Source organism: Nocardiopsis sp. NPDC055824, assembly GCF_053616335.1.
Genome location: NZ_JBSHDN010000014.1, coordinates 20,706 through 37,886 on the forward strand (window position 1 = coordinate 20,706; position 17,181 = coordinate 37,886).

The window sequence follows — 17,181 nt, forward strand, 5'->3', positions numbered from 1 at the left end:
GGGACCGGACCGGCCGGTCGCGCGCGGAAGGGGGTCAGACCTTGCGCCACCGCGGCACCCACGCGCCGTCCTCGACCTCGTAGTCGCCGAAGAGGGCGGGGGCCTCCTTCCTGAGGGTCTCGCCGATCAGGTTGAAGAGCAGGCGGATCTCCTCCTCGGCGCCCGGGGCGGTGCGCGCCTCCAGGGTGTGGCGCAGGGTGCGCACGTTCGCGGTCCACACCAGGCCGGTGGCGACGCCCTCGGGGGCGAAGCGGCGCATGAAGGACGTCTTGTGCTTCTTCTCCGCGAACTTGACGCCGTCGTCGTCCAGGCCGAAGTGGTCGGCCATCCAGAGCTGGAACTCCTCCATCTGCTGGAGCATGGCCGTGGCCCGCTCCATCAGCTCCGGGTCCTCCTCCGCCCAGTCCGGGAACCAGAACGGCAGGTCGCTCAGGCGCACGAAGCGCAGCGACTCCTGCGAGACGGCGACGCCGGGACGGTGCCGGATCAGCTCGTGGGTGAGCACCCGGGACACGTTGTGCAGGACGAAGCTGAAGCTGACGTGCTCCAGGACCGAGCCGTGCAGGCTGGCCAGGATGTTGCCGAGGTACTGGTCCTGGTCGGTGCGCACGCGCGTGACGTTCGGGTTGAGGCCCGGCTCCCAGGAGCGGTAGCACAGGCGCCCGGCGAACTCGGCGAGGTTCTGCGGATCGTTGAGGTGCGCGTCGAGCTCGCCGCGGTCGAACCGCTCGATCCACGCCTCACCGCCGACCTCCTTGAGGTAGTCGGTGATCGCGTCGTAGTCGACCTGCGGACGCGCGACCAGACGAACCTGCGGCTCGACCCTCTTCACAGCACTGCCTCCCGTTCGGTGGGCCCCGCCTCCGGGCACGCGTGAACACCGTGACCAGGGGTTCCGGGGGCACGGGGGCGTGTGTGGGGGCGGGGCCGATTAGCCTCACCCGAGGGTACACGTCCGGGGACGGGAGAGGGCCGGGTGTCCTCCTGGGAGGACACCCGGCCCTCGGACCGGTATCGGTGGTGTCGGCGTGGTGGAGGTTTCCCGCTCGGCGGCGGGCCTGCCTTCACCGGCTAGAGGCCGTAGAAGGTACCGGGGGCCAGAACCAGCCCGACGACGATGGAGATGATGCCCCAGAGGAGCTGTCCCCGCAGCACTCCGAGAACACCGGCGACGATGAGGATGATTCCGAGGATCGTTAGCAAAATACCCATACACAACCACTGTCCTATAACGAAATCATCAAACAGCGTGCGGTGATTTGTTTTGCTTTGGTGGCATCGGTGCAGGTGAGGAGGCCCGCACGTGGCACAGGCCACGCGCGGGCCCGGATCCGCCGTCCCCTCCGGAGGCGTCAGTCCCGCGCCAGGCGCAGTGCCCGCGCCACGATCCCCTCCCCGACGCTCGCGGTCAGGATCGACTCGGGGTGGAACTGGACGGCGTACCGGCGCGTCGCCGGGTCCTCGATCGCCATCACGACCTCCTCCCCGTCCGCGCCGTCTTCCAGGACGGCGGTGACCTCGAAGCCCTTCACCAGGTCGGGAAGGGTGTAGGTGGAGTGGTAGCGGGCCGCGGGGAAGGCCTCCTCCTCGCTCAGCCCGCTGAGGAGCCGCCCGCCGGACACCCTGACGCGGCCCGGCTTGCCGTGCACCGGATCGGCCAGGGTGCGCAGCTCCCCGCCGGCGTGCTCCACCATGCCCTGGAGGCCCAGGCAGACCCCGAACACCGGCAGGTTCCGGGCGGCGAGGGCGTCCAGCAGGGCGGACATCCCGAAGTCCTCCGGAAGGCCGGGGCCGGGCGAGATCACCACCAGGTCGGGGGCGAGCCGGTCCAGGAGCGACGGGTCGAACCCGTAGCGGACGGTCGTGACCTCGGCCCCGTGCCTGCGCACGTAGTCGGCGAGGGTGTTGACGAAGGAGTCCTCGTGGTCGACGAGCAGGACCCTCATCCCCTCGCCGGACAGGTCCGCCGCGGGGGCCGCGACCGGTTCCGGGACCGCGGGCGCCCCCTCGGCGGTGAGGACCTCCCGGCGTGCGGCCTCCTCTCCCAGGGCGAGGGTCTCCAGCAGTGCGCGCGCCTTGAGGAAGGTCTCGCGCTCCTCCGCCTCGGGGTCGGAGTCGTAGAGGAGGGTGGCGCCCACCCGCACGGCGGCCACGCCGTCACGGATGTGGGCGGTGCGCAGGGTGAGGCCGGTGTTCATGGAGCCGTCGAAGTTGACGACGCCGACGGCGCCTCCGTACCAGCGGCGGGGGCTGGACTCGTTCTGCTCGATGAACCGCATGGCCCAGGTCTTGGGGGCGCCGGTGACGGTGACCGCCCACATGTGGGTCAGAAAGGCGTCCAGCGCGTCGAAGTCGCGGCGGAGGGTGCCCTCGATGTGGTCCACGGTGTGGATGAGGCGGGAGTACATCTCGATCTGACGGCGGCCGATCACCCGGACGCTGCCGGGCTCGCACACGCGCGACTTGTCGTTGCGGTCCACGTCGGTGCACATGGTCAGCTCGGACTTCTCCTTGACGGAGGACAGCAGCTCCTGGATGTTCTCGGCGTCCCCGAGGGCGTCCTCCCCGCGCCGGATGGTGCCGGAGATCGGGCAGGTCTCCACGCGCTGGCCGGTCCCCGGCTCACCGGTGACCCGCACGAACATCTCCGGGGAGGCACCGACCAGGTACTCGCCCTCCCCCAGGTTGAAGAAGAACTCGTAGGGCGCGGGGTTGCGCTCGCGCAGCAGCTCGTAGAAGCGCGCGGGCGAGGAGCAGCGGGCGTAGGTGCGGTGGCCCGGGACGACCTCGAACAGGTCGCCCCGGCGGAACTTCTCCTTGGCCCGGGCGACGACCTTGGCGTAGGAGCCCGGTTCGGGCCCCTCGGGAACCTCCGAGGCGACCACGGGCGGGGTCGGCTCGGTCTCGCGCGGCAGGCCCTCGGTGGTGGCCTCGGGGCGGTCCCCCCCGGCGGGGACGGTGAACTCGTAGGTGTAGCGCACGCAGGTCTCGCGCTTGCGGTCGCGGACGATGACGGCGTCGGGCAGGTGCAGGACCAGGTCGCGGTCGTCCGGGTCGCGCTCGATGTGCTGTTCGATCGGCTCGAACTGGAAGGACAGGTCGTAGCCGAACGCCCCGTACAGGCCCAGGTTGGCGTCCTCTGGGCTGCGCAGGGAGGCGATGACGGCCCGCAGCGCGGTGAAGACGCTGGGGCGCCGGCTGCGCTCCTCCTCGGTGAAGAACGCGTCGGGGTCGGGTTCGGGGACGACGACGCAGACCTGGTCGCGGTCGCGCCCGTCGGTGGCGCCGACGGTGCCCAGCGCCCGGGCCAGCACCGGCAGGAGCACGCGTCCGCGGTCGTTGAGGGCGGTGGCGGTGACGCGGCGTCCGCGGGTGGTGATCTCCAGGCACGGGTCCACGTACCCCAGGTGCCAGCGGTCGTAGCGGCCCGGGTACTCCATCCCGGAGGAGAGGACGCCCCCGCGCCGGTACTCGACCGACCGGACGAGGTCGGTGAGGACCTCCGGGTCGCAGGGGGTGGCGCTGCGGTGGACGGTCACGCCGCCCGGGGTGCTGTACGTGGTGGTCTGTGTGGCGCTGGCGTTCACGGCCGGTCCTTTTGCGCAGTGTGCGGACGGGATGACCGCACCGGCCGGGGCCGTGAAAACACGAACGACCGCCGGTCCGGGGCGGTCGCTGGGGTATGCGAAATCGGAGCACCGCCTAGAGGCGGCGCCACCACTGGGCTCGGGGCGAGGTGGTTCGCATGGGCCCGAGTGTAGCGGGTGCGAGGGGGCTCGGGGAGTCCGACGGGGAAGTCGGCGCCCGTGTCCCGCAGGAGGAGTGCGGAACGCTGGACGAGCCGGTCGATCGGGGAGCGCAGGACTGTGCTAAGCTTCGGAACCCACTGTGCCTTTCCGAGCAAAAACATAGTTACCTGCAACAGGTAGGATATCAAGCACATGCAGTTCTGTCAAGACGGCGCCGGGGAGGCGTCACCGGAGCAGTCCGCACTGGCCGCGGAACAGGCCCGGGTCGGCACGATGTACGAGCGGCTCGACGTCCTGCGCGCCCGCACCGCCGAGCAGCTCGCCGAGGTCCAGCTCGACGCGCAGACCGGCTACGCGGCGCTCGTGGAGCGCGAGACGCGCGCCTACGAGCACGCCCGGCGCCGCGCCCAGCTCAGCGCGGTCGAGGAGGGGCTGTGCTTCGGCCGGATCGACTTCTCCCACGACGACGGCCCCGAGGCCCGCTACGTGGGCAGGATCGGCCTGCGCGACACCGAGCACGAGACCATCCTCGTGGACTGGCGCGCCCCGGCGGCCCGGCCGTTCTACGCCGCCACCCCCGGTGACCCGCAGGGGCTCACGCGCCGCCGCCACCTGCGGGTGCGTCGGCGCAGGGTGACCGGACTCGACGACGAGGTGTTCGACTCCGCCGGCCTCTCCGAGGGCGACCGGCGCCAGCTGGTCGGGGAGGCGGCACTGCTGGAGTCGCTGCACCGCGAGCGGACCGGGCGGATGGCCGACATCGTCGCCACCATCCAGTCCGAGCAGGACCGGGTCATCCGCGCCCGGCTCGCCGGGGTCCTCGTCGTCCAGGGGGGACCGGGCACCGGCAAGACCGTCGCCGCCCTGCACCGCGCCGCCTACCTGCTCTACACCCACCGCAACGTGCTGGAGCGCCGCGGGGCGCTGGTGGTGGGCCCCAACACGGCGTTCCTGCGCTACGTGAGCGACGTGCTGCCCTCCCTCGGCGAGACCGACGTGGTGATGCGCACCCTCGGGGAGCTGTTCCCGGGGGTGGAGGCGACCGCGCACGACGCGTACGCGACCGCCGCGGTCAAGGGCTCCCCGCTCATGGCGGACCTCGTCGCGGCGGCCGTGCTCGACCGCCAGCGCACTCCGCTGGAGGCGTTCGGGTCGGGAGACCTGGTGGTGGAGGCCGACGCGGGAGCGCTCACCGTCCCGGAGGAGGCCTGCCGGCGGGTGCTGGACACCGCGCGCGGGCTTCCGCTGGCCCACAACACGGCGCGCAAGTACGTCGTGCGGACCCTGCTGAGCGAGCTGGCGCGGGCCGAGTCCGTGCTGCTGTCCCGCCCCGTCCAGGACGACGACCTGCCGTTCGTGGGCGAGCGGCTCTGGCACGAGGCGCCGGTGCGGCAGGCGCTGGACGCGCTGTGGCCGGACCTGTCGCCGGAGCGGCTGGTCCGCGAACTGCTCACCGACGCGGCGGCGCTGGAGCGCGTCGGCACGCGGGTCGGCCTGGACGAGGCCTCCCGGGCGGCGCTGCTGCGCTCCCCCGGGTCGCCGTGGACGGTCGAGGACGTTCCCCTGCTGGACGAGGCCGCCGACGTCCTGGGGCGCGACGACACCGACGAGCGGATCCGGGAGCGCCGGGCCGAGGAGGAGCGCGCCGAGGAGGTGCGGTTCGCCCAGGGCGTGCTGGAGTTCACCGGCCTGGCCGAGGACGAGATGATGAACGCGGAGGCCCTGGCCGACCGGCACCGCGACAGCGGCCCGCGCCGCACCACCGCCGAGCGGGCGGGCGAGGACCGGGAGTGGGCGTACGGGCACGTGATCGTGGACGAGGCCCAGGAGCTGTCGCCGATGGCGTGGCGCACGGTGATGCGGCGGGTGCCCACCAGGTCGTTGACCGTGGTCGGCGACGTGGCCCAGACCGGCAGCGCGGCGGGCGCCCGTTCATGGACGGACGTCCTGGAGCCCTACGCCCCCGGCAAGGTGCACGTGGAGCGGCTGCTCGTGAACTACCGGACCCCGGCGCCGATCATGGCGGTGGCCGCCGACGTGCTGCGCGAGGCGGCGCCCGGCGAGGAGGTCCCCGAGTCGGTGCGCGAGGACGGTGAGCCGCCGCGCGCCGTGCGGCTGGCGTCGCTGTCCGAGGGGCTGCCGGGGATCGTGGCCGAGGAGGCGGCGGCTGTCGGCGCGGGCCGCGTCGCGGTCGTCACGTCGGACCGCCGACTCGCCGAGGTCGCGGAGGCGCTTCCGGACGCCGCCCGCCCCGGCCCGGTCAGGGACGCCCTGGAGGAGTCGGTGGTGGTGCTGACCGCGACCGAGTCCAAGGGGCTGGAGTTCGACTCGGTGGTGGTCGTGGAACCGGACACGCTGCTGGAGCAGCCGCGCGGCGCCAACGACCTCTACGTGGCGGTCACGCGCGCCACCCGGCGGCTGACGGTCGCGCACACCTCCGACCTGCCCGAGGTCCTCAAGCGCCTGGAGGGGTGAGAACGGGCCCCGGCCACCGCGTCGGCGGCGTCGAACAGGTCCTGGGGCCGGTCAGCCGGGGGCGGCGGACGATCCGCCGCCCCCGTCCGTCTGCAGGGGCGGGAGCGGCGTGCCCGGGACCGCGGGGCTCAGCGCACGGCCGGGGACCCGCAGCACTTCTTGTACTTGCGCCCCGAACCGCACCAGCAGGGGTGGTTGCGTCCGGGGGGCCAGGGGGCCAGGCGCCCGGACTCCGGGGACAGCGTCCCGGCCCAGAGCCGGAGGGCATCGCCGTCCGCCGCGTCGAGTCCTCGGGCGCCGGCGAAGGCGCCCAGTTCCTCCGGGGTGGTGAGGACCGTGGCCATGAGGGCGCCGGTGTGTTCCGCGGACTCCGCCCGCAGGGACCGCTCGACGCCGTGGTGGTGGGCGTCCGTGTCCGCGTCGTCGGACAGGAGGCCGAGGTTCCGGGCCTCGGGGAGGGCGTCCCGCGCGAAGGCCGCATGGACGACCGGGCCCCGGCCGGGGACGGCGTCGTCAGCCCGGTCCAGGGCGGTCTCCAGCGACGACGGCGCCCCGTCCGCCGCCAGGGCCGCGCGGTCGTGGGCGTCCGGGGCGAGTCCGAGCCTCTCGCGGGCCACGGCCCGGCCGACGAGCGGCAGGAGTCCGTACGGGTCCAGCTGGGAGATGATCTGCGCGGGCTGGGCGAGGATGGCGCGACAGGCGACGTTGTAGCAGTACAGCGCCTTGTCGAGGTCTCCCTCGCGGGCGAACTCGTCGGCGAGCACGACGGCCGTGGCACGGCCGAGCACCCCGGGGCGCATGAGCCCCTCGATCAGGTGGTCGGCCTCGTCCACGCGGCCCTCGGCGCGGAGGGAGGCCGCCAGCATGTGGGTCGCGTACTGGCGGTGGTCGGGGTTCGGGGCGAACTCCCGCAGTGTCTCCAGCAGATCCCGCGCCGTCCGCGGGTTCGTGGGGCCCAGCCCCTGAGCCGCGTTCAGGAGGATCTCCCCCGCCTCGTCCGGGGCCGCCGCCAGGTCGTCCAGGTACCGCTGGGGCAGGTCCATCTCGAAGAGGGCCCCCACCAGTTCCGGGGGGAGCGGGGACGGGGGCAGGGGTGCGCTGTCGGTCATGCTCCCAGGTTAGGAGCGGCCCGGACCTGCGGTGACCGGCCCGCCCGTGGCCTCCGGTCCCGTCCCCCGGGACCCCTCCCCGGGTCCCTGGCAGGCCGGACCGCTCCCCGGTTCGCCCCGCTGTCCCGGCTCGTTTCACCCGTGAGCGGACCGGTCGCCCGGGCTCATGCGCTCGGCCACTTCTCGCGTAGGAGGTTCACCAGGTCGGGGCGTTCGAAGCCCTCCAGCAACGTGGTCAGGCGCTCCAGAACCGCGGGGACCTCCCACTCCTCCAGTCCTTCCAGGAAAGCGTCCAGAACAGGGTCGCCCGCGGCCTCCCGCCCCTCCCCGACTCCGGACACCTCCTCACGGGAGGTGGCCATGGTGTCGAGGGCCACCCCCGCGTTCTCAATGTCGTGCAGCAGGTCCGGGTTCTGCTCGTACCACCACACGCGCGCGACCTGGGGGTCGCTGAGCACGTCCTTGCGGAGTTCCCCGACCCTCTCCATACTCACCCGGTGCAACGCCCTCTGGATCTCCTTGCGCGGACCGATCCGTTCACGTTCGCGGTCCAACGCCAGGTCCTCCTGGTCGGCGGTCAGGCTCACCAGCACCGCGACCTCGCGCACCACCTCCTCACGGAAGTTCCGTGCCTCCGCCAGCCCACAGGCGATCTCGGCCTCGGCCGAGCCGTGGTCCCCCAAGGAGAACCGGGCACTTTCCTTCGAGGCCATGCGGATGACCTCGCGCTGGATCCTCGCCAGTGCATGTGCCCGCGCCGCCGCCCCTGCCCCGTTCCAGGAGACGGTCACCTCGAATGCCCCCTCGAACCACATGCCCTCGGTGTTGGTCGGTACCCGGGCCTGGAAGGCGTGCGTCGTGTCCGGGGTCCTGAAGGCGATGCTCCAGGAGGGCACCTCCCCGCCGTCGCCCTTGCGTCGCCATGCGCTCATCGCTTCTCCTCATGTGTGCTCAGGCAGTGAGCCAGATCGTCGAGAACGGGGGACCTGCGTGCATGGGCGTGCTTCCACCGCCCGATGGAGCGGGCCAGGGTGTGGGAGAGGGCTTCGTGACCGCTACCCGCGCGGCGCAGGACGTCAAAAGCTCCGGGGTGTCCTCCCCCTCCTGCCTCGAGAGCGTCGAACCAGGACCACAGGGGTTTTCCCACCTTGCTGCCCGATCGTGAGGCCGCACGCCACGCGACAGCCACGAGGTCTCTGTCGATCTCGCGCCGGTTCACCTCGGCCATCACCCGTGGTGTCGTGTCGTCTTCCCGGGCATCCAGGATCCGGCACAGTGCAAGTGCCGCCACGAAGGTCCGTCGGCCCCTCTCGGGCCGTTCCGTCCAGGAGACCAGTTCCTCGAGGACGACGGGGTCGTTGGGGGTTTCCCCGGCAATGTCCTCCAGAGCCCGGATCACCGCCTGGTCCCAGTGGGTCGGTACCTTTTCCGCGATGTGGCGTATCCGGGTCAGAGCCGTCGACGGTTGGACCCGACCGTAGACCCGGCATGCCTCGAGAACGGTCCGGTCCCGCAGGGTCACCCCCGCCCCCCGGGCCACTTGGTACAGCACGGAACGCACCTGTGTCCCCAGTTCCGGCGTGACGGCGGCCTCCGCGATCGCAGGCACCGCCTCCCACATACCGGTTCCGGAACGGCCCCACCTTTCGATCAGCGCCCGTACGGGCGCGGCGTCACGATGGCGCCGTGCAAGGCGCAGCCACCGCTGTGCGGCCACGGCCCGCTGCGGACTGTCCAGGTCGGTCACGGCTGTGCTCGCCCATTCCTGGATGTGTTCGCGTGTGCCCGGATGTTCGCGCCACAGGTAGTCGAGCGCATCGTCCGCACCTCCACGACGCTTGAAGTGGACCCGGTCCTCGATCACGTGTGCGCCGAGTTCCCAGAGGTGCGAGGTCAATCCTTCGCCGGAGATGGGCGTGCGCCACAGCGGCGGGATGTGCCACTCTCGGGCCAACCGATCCGCGTGGCGCGTGATCACCTCGCGGTGTCCGCCCTCGAGCAGGGCGACCGTCGTCATCAGCACGCGGCTGAACTCCGTCTCGGCGTCATGCCTGTTGAACCACCGCGCCATCTCCTCGGTGGCGTCGGCGAAGCTGTCGAGGACCTCTTTGATCCAGACGGCCTCGTCCTCCCCCGGCATCCGCCCGTGGCGACGACTCCGGTCCGCCTCCTGCGCAAGCCTGAGTGCTCTCGAGGGTTCGGCCCCCTCCAGAACGTCCCGAACCTCGGGATACCTCAACCACCGGTCAGCGGTTTCGAGCCCGCAGCGCTGCCCCATAGCCCGGCGGAAGACGTCGACAGCGCTGGCGGGGGCGTCGATGTGCAGCCAGGCCTGGTACTCGGCCAGGAACTCCTGCCGCTGCCCCGGCCCCGCGATGAGGACCAGCAGCGCCCGGGCGTCACGGGCATCCTCCACCAGACCTCGCAGAGCGACCAACTGGGCTGTCGTCGGCCTGGTGAGGGAGGTGAGATCGAGGAAACGGGAGTGGTCGGAGTTCAAGCTGATCAGGGAGATACCGGCGTCCTTCTCCCCCGTGTCGATGGTGAGCTCCTCGATCGACGTCCTGGGTCGGACCCCGTCCAATGCGTGCACCGCGGTGAAGGCACGGCCGGTGCCGGGCTTACCGGTGATGACCCCCACGCCATGGGACCGCAGGTCGCTCTGGAACGCCGCGTACTTGCCCTCGTCGGGGGAACAGAAGGTGGCGCGCACCTCACCCACCCGCTCAGGCGAGAGCTTGGCCGTCTGGCGGAGCCGTCGAGTGGTCCCCTCCCCGATGTACTCGTGATAATGGACCCCACCGTCTATCCGACCTGCGGTGACCGCCTGGCCCCGGTTCTCATCGACCCGGTTGCCCCATGGCGACTGCCGAGGCACGTCCTTGCCGTCGTGGCCCGTCTGTGGCTTCGGCGTGTCTGGGGGGCCTCCGGTCTCATCGCTTCCTCCGTCTCCTCGCGCATCTTCGGGAAGCGGCACATCATCCGCCATGTGATGCACCGCCTCCGAAGACCGCCCCACCGTTCAGGGTCTCGGCTTGAACCACCTGACCGTGGTTGGTGTTGATCGAGTTGCCGATGTGGGGCTCACCGACCCCAGGAGCACCGTTCACGGGGGCCGACACGTCGGCTGCCCGGTCCGTCTTCTCCGGCGCGGCCGCGTCGTCCTGGGCCCGCGACGGCACAGGGACGAACAGGTATCCCTCGGCCTGGAAACCCTTGTCGGCGACGGTCGCCTGCACCGGCTGCCACCGGGGGGCCTTGACGGGGGTGAAACCGCCCAGGACGACGTCCTCGTAGACGCGCCGGGAGACGATGACGGCCACCAGGGTGGTGTCGGCGTCGGTCCGGCGCAGTTCCTCCCGCACCGGTTCGGAGTCCAGGAGGCGGTGGGTGCTGATCATGGCCTCGCCCATGGCGTTCATGGGGTCCCCCTCCCCGAGGTCGGGAAGGGGACCGACGTCGACGCTGACACGCAGCCTCATCCGGAGGGCCCGGTCCAGGCCGGCGAGGTTCGGCTGGACCTCCTGCAGCACCTGCTGCAGGTTCTCCAGAAAGGGGCTGATGAGAAAGGGCAGGTGCTCGGGATCGGTACCGAACACGTAGCCGTCTCCTCCGTGGCGCGGAAAACGGCGTCCCTCCCAGACGTGGCTCAGGCCAGAGCGGTTGAGGGCCAGCTCCAGCACGTGGGGGATGAGGATGCCGATGGTCTGCTGGTTGAGGGAGCTGGTGGCGCTGAACTTCTCCATGTCCACGGCCAGGACGGCGCGGTAGGGAGGGAGGGGCGCGACCGTTCCGTAGCGGGGCGGAATCAGTTCCATGGGGATCTCCTCGTCGGGTGCTCGGCAGGGCTTCTGTTGCCTGCCGACAGCATTCCGGGAGGATCGGTGACCCTCTGTTCACTTCTGAACAGAGCAGGAGCAGAGTGACGCAAGCCACGTCAGTCGCGATTGTCTCCGCGTGCCAGAGCCTCCAGCCCGACCAGGTCGAGGATGGCCACGTACTGCCTTCCCGTGCGGATGAGACCCTGCTCCTTCAGCTGGGTGTAGGCGTTGTGCACAGAGGTGCGGGAGAGGCCCGCGAAGGCCGCGATCTCCTGTTGGGGGAGGGGGATGCGCAGCAGGCGGCCCTCCTTCTGCACGCCGGGCCGGTCGGTGAGCATGGCGGGGATCGGCTCCCCCAGCATCGAGGCCAGGTGCACCAGTGCGGCGGGCAGCCTGCGTTCCGCGGGCAGGACGGCCTGCTGGACCCGGATCTGGTCGCTCTCGTCCTGGCGCTCGAACACACTGCGCCAGAGGGCGGCGACGAGCTTGAGCTCGGTGAGCCTGCTCTGGAAGTGGGGCGCGGTCAAGTACACGGTGCTGCCCTCGCACATGGCCGTCACCGTGGCGTTGCGGGCACGGCCCTCCCCCGCCAGTACCGACTCGCCCAGCACGTCTCCGTAGGAGCGAAAGGCCAGGGGGACCGACGTACCGTCGGTGCGCGTGGTCTCGACGCGTGCCCTCCCGCTGAGTATGAGGTGCACTCCTGATCCGGTCTCCCCCTGCCTCAACAGGGTCTGCCCCGGGGTGAAGGGCGTTCGGGGGATCGCGACCGTCAGGCGGGCCCACTCCAGGTCGGTGAGCAGCCCGCCGAAACCGTGTCGGGGCATGGGGGATCGTCCTCTTCTCCTCTGGGGGTACCCGGGGATTCTCCTTCGCCGTCGGCGGCAGGCGGTCGGGTTGGCCGACTCCGGTCACGGCCCCGCCCGGAGCGCGGGGGGCGGCCGGGTGCCGCCGGGGCCCGGAGGCGGCGCGGGCGCCGGGCGGGGCGCCCCCGGCTTCCGACGGGCACGGTCGCGCACGCCGCCGGAAGCCGGGGGTACGGGGGCGGCTGGTCTCAGACTCCTTCGCAACAGGCACAGCACTGGCAGCAGTTGCAGCACTCGCACAGGTCGCACCAGGAGTTGCGGGGTTTCCCGGTCCAGGGCCCGGGGTGCGGGTCCCGGCAGCAGAACTGGCACGTGCCGCACATGAACAGCGCCACCGCGCACCCGCTGAAGAAGCCGCGCGTCTTCGGTGGGTTGGAGAGCGCGGGGGTGTCGCACGAGCAGGCGTCGCAGCACCCTCCCCCGCCGGACTTGCCGCCCCCGGAGCCGGAGCCGTGGCCGCCCTCGCCGGGTCCGTGCCCCCCGTGGTGGTGGCCTCCTCCCCGGTGCGGGGTTTCCACGCCGTAGGCGTCGTGGGGGCCGTGGGAGTAGCGGGGCGTGTGGGGCCCGGGGGCCTGATGCTGGTGCGGGCCTTGAGGGTGGTGGGGGCCGTGCGGCCCCGGCGCGGGGTATCCCGCCTGGGAGAAGACCCTGTCGACCGAGCGGCCGAGTTCGCGGACCAGCAGGGCGCGGACCAGGCGGTCGTCGGTGAACTCGGCCTCCTCCAGCGCCAGGCGCACACCCAGGACCGCTCCGTCGCACAGTTCCCGGGCGCGGTCGGGGCCGGTGTCCGTGGCGGTGAGCGGGTTCCAGGCGCCGCGTACCAGGTCCTCCTCACGGTCCTCGACCGCGTCCAGCAGATGGGCGATACGGCCGAAGAGGCGCCCCGCCTCACGCAGCGGAGCGGCGTTGGCGGGGCGGTCGGCGAGGAGGGCGGTGTGCGCGAACGCCTCACCGGTGGCCTCCTCGGTGGGGGCGGTGACCGTGAGGATGTCGGTCCCCTCCCCCGCGGCGAGTTCGACCTCCCGCTGCCGGTCGATCACCGCGATGAGCCCGGCGCCGTCGAAGCCGAGCCTGTCCCCCGCCTCCGTGGCCCCGTGCCGCCAGCGCGCGGCCACCCGGCCCGCGAGCGAGCGGACGCCGCGACGGCCGTAGAGGCCGTCGCCGTCCTCGATGTGGTCGGTGATCTTGGCGGAGGCCAGCATGAGGGAGACCGCGGCTGCCAGGTACGCCCCCGAACCGTTGGCCGCCCGGGCGCCGCGCATGCCGCGCAGCGGACAGCGGCCGGCGGCGCGGGTGTCGGCCTCCTTCTCGGACTGCGCGGCCGTCAGGACCGAGACGACCAGTCCATCGTAGTTGGTGGCGACCCGGGAGGCCTGGCCGTGGTCGTCGCGCAGGGCCAGGCACAGCCCGCACATGTGGGACATCCACTCCTCGGCGAGTCCGTCGGGCAGGGAGTGCCGACAGGGGCGCAGGATTCCGAACACGAACCGCTCCTCATCATTCGACGCGACGATCTCGCGTTGACGACGGGGTTCGACGCCCGAAGTGGCCGTGGAGTTCACGACCCCGTTCGCGTTGTCGCACCGGGCCGCTATCGTGCAGGTTCCTCCACGTCACCCCGCACCGGTCTCCCCCGGCGAAAGGGCTCTCATGAGCCGCAGAGCAATCGAGAACACCGGCACCGCCGACCACCGTCCGGTTGACTCCCAACACACCCACCCGACGTCTCGGCACCGATCCGGGCCCCTCCTGTGGGACCTGCGTCGTCTGTTGTCGGAGGAACCGGCCGCCCCGGAGGTCGTGGAGCAGGCCCGGCAGCGCAAGGAGTCCGCGCTGCTGGGCTTCGGAGTCGGGCAGAGCGTGGTGGCGTCGTGGCTGTACGCCAAGTGCCATCACCACATCCCAACCACCGTGGTCCCCACCGCCGCGGTGGTCGCCACCGGCGACGGCGCCTGCGCACTGCTCTACAACCCGTACTTCTTCGTCGAACTGGACCCCGAGGGAGTCGGGTTCGTGCTGTTCCACGAGGCCCGGCACCTGATGCACCGGCACCTACACGTGGAAGAGGAGCTGCGCGGCGACCCGGCGTTCACCCTGGCCGCCGAGGTGGTCATCAACCACGTCGCCCTGCGTCGGCTGGACCTTTCGGACCTGCCCACGGTTCCGGCCCGCGGAGGGGCCGGCGACGGCGCACGGGAGCCCGTGGGCATCGACCCGGTGCTCGTCCATCAGGCGTACGAGGAGGATCTGCGGCAGCGGGGACTGTCTCCGCTACCGTACGACGAGTTCGTCCACACCGACCTCACGGTGTACGCCGAGCTGCGCCGGATGGCCTCGTTCGACGAGCCCGTGCCGACGTTCTGCATGCACCTGGCCGGTGATCCGGGCGCCAACGGCTCGGGCGGCCGGGTGACCGTCCCGGCGGACCCGGAGACCGTGGAACGGGTGGGCCAGGAGGTCCTGGGGGAGGTGATGCGCGATGCCCTGCGCGGCGGCAGGTCGGCACGCGGTGAGCTGCTCGACCTGGCCGACCGCACGCTCGACGGCGGGGAACGGCTGACCCGCCTGTGGGGCGGTCTGGGTCTGGACAGACTGCGCGGCGTCACCCCGAAGACCCGCCGGGTGGACTGGTGGCAGCGGTGGCTGACCGACGTGCTCGCCTCGAAGCTGGCCGAGAGCGACCGGCTGGTCTACCCGAAGAAGCAGGGGGCGATCATGTTGGCGCTGGGCCACGAACCGATGCTGTCACGTCGAGGACCGGAACGGGCGAAGGTGGTGCTCATCGCGTTCGACACATCGGGGTCGATGCCCGGCTTCGTCGTCGACTGGCTGACCACCCTGGTCGGCCGGACCGACGGGGTGGAGAGCCACTGGCTCAGCTTCGACGGGGCCCTGATGCTGTTCGCCCCCGGAGAACGGGTGCTGGGCGGGGGCGGCACCGATTTCCAGAACGTCGTCGACTACGCCGAGGGCCGACTGGAGGTGAACGGCAGGCGGTTCGAGACCGAACCCGACGCGATCATCGTGGTGACAGACGGGTACGCGCCCGCCGTCACCCCCGCCGACCCCGACCGATGGATCTGGCTGATCACCGACAACGGCAATGACTGGCCGGAACGGCACCACCCGCCGATGGCCTGCCACCGAGTCGTGTCCGGACAACACTGAGGAGAGTCGGGTCGTGCCCACCGTGAGAACATCCCGGGCGGATCGCCCGACCACGCCGGGAAGCGCTCCCTTCGAAGGGGACGTGGAGCCGGGCGTGGAACGGCGGTGGGGGAACACCGCCACCTATCCGGCGCCACCGGAGGGCGATCCCACCGCAAAGCTCGAGAAGTTCATCGACGCGATGGTCGCCACCGGCCAGACCGGTCAGGTCTTCGGCGAGCACGGCATCGGAAAGACGTCCACGTTCGTGTCGTACATTCCGCGGCGGTTCCCCGGGACCACCCTGGTGGTCGTCCCCGCCGCCAACCTCGCCCCCGACGACCTGTTGGTCAACGCCCCCGTACGCGACCACCACAGCGGGGAGCTTGTGCTCCGCCAGCTCATCATGCGGCAGCTCGCCCCGGGAAAGCCGTTCATCTTGCTCATCGACGACTCCCTCCAGGCGGGCAAGACCGTGCAGTCGCAGCTCATGCAGATCGCCTGCGACTGGTCCCTGGGCGAGTACGACCTGCGTGAACTGGGCTGCGTCGGAGTGTTCCTCACCGACAACGAGTCCCTGGCCGAGACCGGTGCGCGCCGGACGGACCTGGCGGTCCTGGACCGGATGGTCACCATGAAGCTGACCGCGAACGACACCGCTTGGCGGTCGGCGCTGGCCGCGCGGTACCCGGACTGGGATCTGCGCGAGGTGTTCCGGCAATGGGCCGCCCTCCACCCCCGGCTACGTCGGCTGCTCTCACCGCGCACCCTCCAGCACGTGCTCGACTGCGCCCGCGCCGGGTTTCCGCTGGCCTGGGGCCTGCCCTTGCAGAACGGCGGCCGGCTGGCGCTGACAGAGGAGACGAAGGAAGGCAAGCCGGGCCGGGATCGCACCTCGGAGGTGCTCGACGCGATCGCCGAGTCGGTCGGGGCACGCAATCCGGCCACCGTGGCCGACCCGGTCCGCCGCATCCTCCGGGCCGCGACGACCCACCGCTGGGCGGTTCTGCTGCAGGGTCCGCCTGGGTGCGGGAAGACACAGATCACCAAGCAGATCGTCCGGGAGGAGACCGGTCGCGACCCCGTGTACTTCTCCCTGCCGGTGACCAACGTCGAGGATCTGTGTGTGCCGGTGCCCACCCCGGACGGGGCGCTGGACGCCATGCTCACCCGGTCCCTGCTCGACCCGGAACCGAAGGTACTGGTCTGGGACGAGTACAACCGGCCGAAGGACAAGGCCACTTTCGCGAGGCTGATGGAGATCACCCAGGAGTGGACCCTGGCAGGACGAGAGCTCCCCGGTCTGCGGGCGCAGGTGGCACTCCAGAACCCGCCGTACCACCTCGGCCGCAAGTTGCTGGTCTCGAGCAACAACGTGGCCCAGGCCAGTCGGTTCACGATCAGTTACGAGGTGCTCCCCGAGGACATCCCCGCCAACGAGTGGCTGATCTCGACGTACGGCGAGACGGCCGAGACGGTTCTGGAATGGTGGAAGAACGACATCGACGACGAGGGGCGGGCCTGGGTCACCAAGCGCACCCTGGAACGGCTGGTGAAGCTGCACCGGGAGGGGATGCCGCTGGAACCGGCCCTGATCTACCTCGGTGACGGCGAGTATGCCCCGGTACCGTTGTCCGAGCTGGAGGCCCGCCTGGCTGACCGGCGGCAGATCGGCCTGGTCCAGCTCGCCGGCGACCTCCCGGTCTGGGCGGCCCGGTTGTCGGCCGCCACCGAGACCGATGAGGAGGGCACCAACGACACCGACCTGGTCCACCAGGTGTTCTCCAACGCCGAGTTGTCCCAACTGGAGAGGCACATCGACGTGGTGGCGCGGCTGCTCCCGTACCTGCCGCCGAAACTGCGGGCCACCTATCTCGTGGGCCAGACCCGCGAGCGGCAACGCTTCTGGTTCACGGCCCTGGCCCGGATGGCCGAGCTGTCCGTGGCCGACCCCGGGCTCACCGGCGACGCCCCCTGATGAGGGCCCCGCCCCCTCCGTACCGCCGACGTAGCC

At 71.4% G+C, this 17,181-nt stretch carries 12 protein-coding genes; 3 read left to right on the forward strand and 9 right to left on the reverse strand.

What is annotated here, in order from left to right:
* Nucleotides 1–34 precede the first annotated feature (34 nt).
* The 3 genes from thyX to ACWGL3_RS05860 all read right to left on the reverse strand — a co-directional run bounded on the left by thyX (nt 35) and on the right by ACWGL3_RS05860 (nt 3,587).
* Nucleotides 35–832: an FAD-dependent thymidylate synthase gene (gene thyX, locus ACWGL3_RS05850; RefSeq protein ID WP_267945364.1), complete on the reverse strand. Its 798-nt coding sequence runs from the start codon at nt 830–832 to the stop codon at nt 35–37.
* A gap of 239 nt (nt 833–1,071) precedes the next feature.
* Complete coding sequence (locus ACWGL3_RS05855; RefSeq protein ID WP_267945365.1) at nt 1,072–1,212, reverse strand: GPGG-motif small membrane protein; 141 nt, start codon at nt 1,210–1,212, stop codon at nt 1,072–1,074.
* Between the two features lie 140 nt (nt 1,213–1,352).
* The gene (locus ACWGL3_RS05860) at nt 1,353–3,587 is read right to left on the reverse strand and encodes an anthranilate synthase component I (protein ID WP_452460945.1); all 2,235 of its coding nucleotides are present in this window, start codon (nt 3,585–3,587) and stop codon (nt 1,353–1,355) included.
* Between the two features lie 354 nt (nt 3,588–3,941).
* On the opposite strand from ACWGL3_RS05860, the gene ACWGL3_RS05865 reads away from it, so the two are divergent.
* Nucleotides 3,942–6,224, forward strand: coding sequence for a HelD family protein (locus tag ACWGL3_RS05865; protein ID WP_267945367.1), 2,283 nt, complete (start codon nt 3,942–3,944; stop codon nt 6,222–6,224).
* A 128-nt stretch (nt 6,225–6,352) separates the two neighbouring features.
* On the opposite strand, the gene ACWGL3_RS05870 is transcribed toward ACWGL3_RS05865, so the two are convergent.
* The 6 genes from ACWGL3_RS05870 to ACWGL3_RS05895 form a co-directional block, all read right to left on the reverse strand.
* The gene (locus ACWGL3_RS05870; RefSeq protein ID WP_267945368.1) at nt 6,353–7,333 is read right to left on the reverse strand and encodes an SEC-C domain-containing protein; all 981 of its coding nucleotides are present in this window, start codon (nt 7,331–7,333) and stop codon (nt 6,353–6,355) included.
* Between the two features lie 164 nt (nt 7,334–7,497).
* Nucleotides 7,498–8,265 (reverse strand): hypothetical protein, encoded by a 768-nt coding sequence (locus ACWGL3_RS05875; protein WP_267945369.1) that lies wholly within the window; start codon nt 8,263–8,265, stop codon nt 7,498–7,500.
* The gene (locus tag ACWGL3_RS05880; RefSeq protein WP_267945370.1) at nt 8,262–10,055 is read right to left on the reverse strand and encodes a hypothetical protein; all 1,794 of its coding nucleotides are present in this window, start codon (nt 10,053–10,055) and stop codon (nt 8,262–8,264) included. Before ACWGL3_RS05880 ends, ACWGL3_RS05875 begins: the two co-directional genes overlap by 4 nt.
* Nucleotides 10,056–10,311: 256 nt before the next feature.
* Nucleotides 10,312–11,151: a hypothetical protein gene (locus ACWGL3_RS05885; protein WP_267945371.1), complete on the reverse strand. Its 840-nt coding sequence runs from the start codon at nt 11,149–11,151 to the stop codon at nt 10,312–10,314.
* Between the two features lie 119 nt (nt 11,152–11,270).
* On the reverse strand, nt 11,271–11,981 hold the full coding sequence (locus ACWGL3_RS05890; RefSeq protein WP_267945372.1) for a Crp/Fnr family transcriptional regulator: 711 nt from the start codon (nt 11,979–11,981) through the stop codon (nt 11,271–11,273).
* Between the two features lie 227 nt (nt 11,982–12,208).
* The gene (locus ACWGL3_RS05895) at nt 12,209–13,504 is read right to left on the reverse strand and encodes a DUF5685 family protein (RefSeq protein WP_267945373.1); all 1,296 of its coding nucleotides are present in this window, start codon (nt 13,502–13,504) and stop codon (nt 12,209–12,211) included.
* 286 nt (nt 13,505–13,790) lie between these two features.
* Here ACWGL3_RS05895 and ACWGL3_RS05900 point away from each other — a divergent pair, with 286 nt between their 5' ends.
* Both ACWGL3_RS05900 and ACWGL3_RS05905 read left to right on the forward strand, forming a co-directional pair.
* Nucleotides 13,791–15,188: a DUF2201 family putative metallopeptidase gene (locus ACWGL3_RS05900; RefSeq protein WP_267945374.1), complete on the forward strand. Its 1,398-nt coding sequence runs from the start codon at nt 13,791–13,793 to the stop codon at nt 15,186–15,188.
* A 94-nt stretch (nt 15,189–15,282) separates the two neighbouring features.
* Nucleotides 15,283–17,145, forward strand: coding sequence for an ATP-binding protein (locus ACWGL3_RS05905; protein ID WP_267945375.1), 1,863 nt, complete (start codon nt 15,283–15,285; stop codon nt 17,143–17,145).
* Nucleotides 17,146–17,181 lie beyond the last annotated feature (36 nt).

Coding starts and splice junctions, on each gene's coding strand:
- ACWGL3_RS05855 (WP_267945365.1), bottom strand. CDS start 1,212: ATGGGTATTTTGCTAACGATCCTCGGAATCATCCTCATCGTCGCCGGT.
- ACWGL3_RS05890 (WP_267945372.1), bottom strand. CDS start 11,981: ATGCCCCGACACGGTTTCGGCGGGCTGCTCACCGACCTGGAGTGGGCC.
- ACWGL3_RS05875 (WP_267945369.1), bottom strand. CDS start 8,265: ATGAGCGCATGGCGACGCAAGGGCGACGGCGGGGAGGTGCCCTCCTGG.
- ACWGL3_RS05870 (WP_267945368.1), bottom strand. CDS start 7,333: ATGACCGACAGCGCACCCCTGCCCCCGTCCCCGCTCCCCCCGGAACTG.
- ACWGL3_RS05865 (WP_267945367.1), top strand. CDS start 3,942: ATGCAGTTCTGTCAAGACGGCGCCGGGGAGGCGTCACCGGAGCAGTCC.
- ACWGL3_RS05885 (WP_267945371.1), bottom strand. CDS start 11,151: ATGGAACTGATTCCGCCCCGCTACGGAACGGTCGCGCCCCTCCCTCCC.